At 57.3% G+C, this 1,292-nt stretch carries 2 protein-coding genes; both read left to right on the forward strand.

Annotated features, from left to right (window positions below; translation table 11 throughout):
* Positions 1 to 747, forward strand: a 747-nt coding sequence (locus RMSM_RS04970) for a DUF1552 domain-containing protein (RefSeq protein WP_040764159.1), incomplete at its 5' end; no start/stop codon positions are given.
* Between the two features lie 9 nt (positions 748 to 756).
* A partial coding sequence (locus tag RMSM_RS04975; RefSeq protein WP_040764160.1) for an ankyrin repeat domain-containing protein occupies positions 757 to 1,292 on the forward strand: 536 nt, incomplete at its 3' end.

A 1,292-nucleotide genomic window follows, 5' to 3' on the forward strand; every position in this document is an offset into this window, starting at 1 on the left:
CCCGAGCAGATGCAGGCCGCACGCCAGAAACGCTCAAGTTTGCTGGACTTGGTGACAACGGAGATCAAACGAATTAAGAACCGTGTGGGGGCTGCCGATCGCAACAAGATCGATGGTTACCTTGACAGTATTCGAGAGGTCGAGCGGCGGATTCAAATCGCCGAATCTAACGCGACCGACAATCCGTTGCCCGATCTGGATCGGCCCGTGGGCGTTCCTGCGTCTTATGCCGAGCACGCAAAATTGATGTTCGATTTGCAATTGTTGGCGTTCCAAGGTGACATCACTCGCGTTGTTTCGTTCCAATTGGCTCGCGAAGCCAGTACACGAACCTACCCAGAAATCGGGGTGCCTGATCCGCATCATCCGGTGACGCACCACGGAAACGATCCCGAGAAGCTCGAGAAAGTTGCCAAAATCAATCGCTTCCACGTTTCGCTGTTTGCCGATTTTCTAAAACGCATGAGTGAAACGCCCGAAGGGAACGGCACTCTGTTGGACCATTCGCTCTATCTGTACGGCAGCGGCATGGGCGATCCGGATGCGCACGACCACACCGATTTGCCAATCCTGGTTGCTGGCGGAGCAGCGGGCGGGATGCAGGGCGGCCGTCACATCAAATTCACTGAAACGACGCCGCTTTCGAACGTCCATCTGACGCTGCTGAACAAGGTGGGGGTGCCGTTGGAAACGTTCGCCGACAGCACCGGGACGGTCGACGATTTGTTTGACCCCGTGACGTTGTAAGAGGTGAACATGAATCTCTTTTCACGTGGTCCGCTAATTCGACGAGCCACGGTCGCACTTGTCCTGTGCATACCGTTGTGTGGCGTCTCGGCGGCTGATCTTGTCGACGATGCTGAACAGCAACGTTGGGACGTCGTCGCGAAGCAGTTGTCGAACCAGCAAGTCGATGTCAATGCGGCGCAGGATGACGGAATGACGGCGGTTCACTGGGCCGCGTTTCACAACCGTTCCGATATGATCGATCGGCTTGTCGCGGCGGGCGGTGACGTCAATGCGATGAACGACTATCAGGTCAGCCCGCTGAGTCTCGCCTGTGAATACGGATGCGAAGAGGCTGCGGCCGGTCTGATTCGGCACGATGCCGATGTGAATGCGACACGATTAGGCAAAGAAACGCCGTTGATGTTGGCTGCCCGAACGGGAAGCGTCGCGATCGTGCGGTCATTGATCAAGGGTGGCGCCGACGTGGACGCCAAGGAAGCGGCAGGGCAAACCGCATTGATGTGGGCAGCCGCGGCGGGCAATCTTGCTGCGGTCGATGCTTT

Origin of the sequence: Rhodopirellula maiorica SM1, assembly GCF_000346295.1 — a bacterium.
GTDB lineage: Bacteria > Planctomycetota > Planctomycetia > Pirellulales > Pirellulaceae > Novipirellula > Novipirellula maiorica.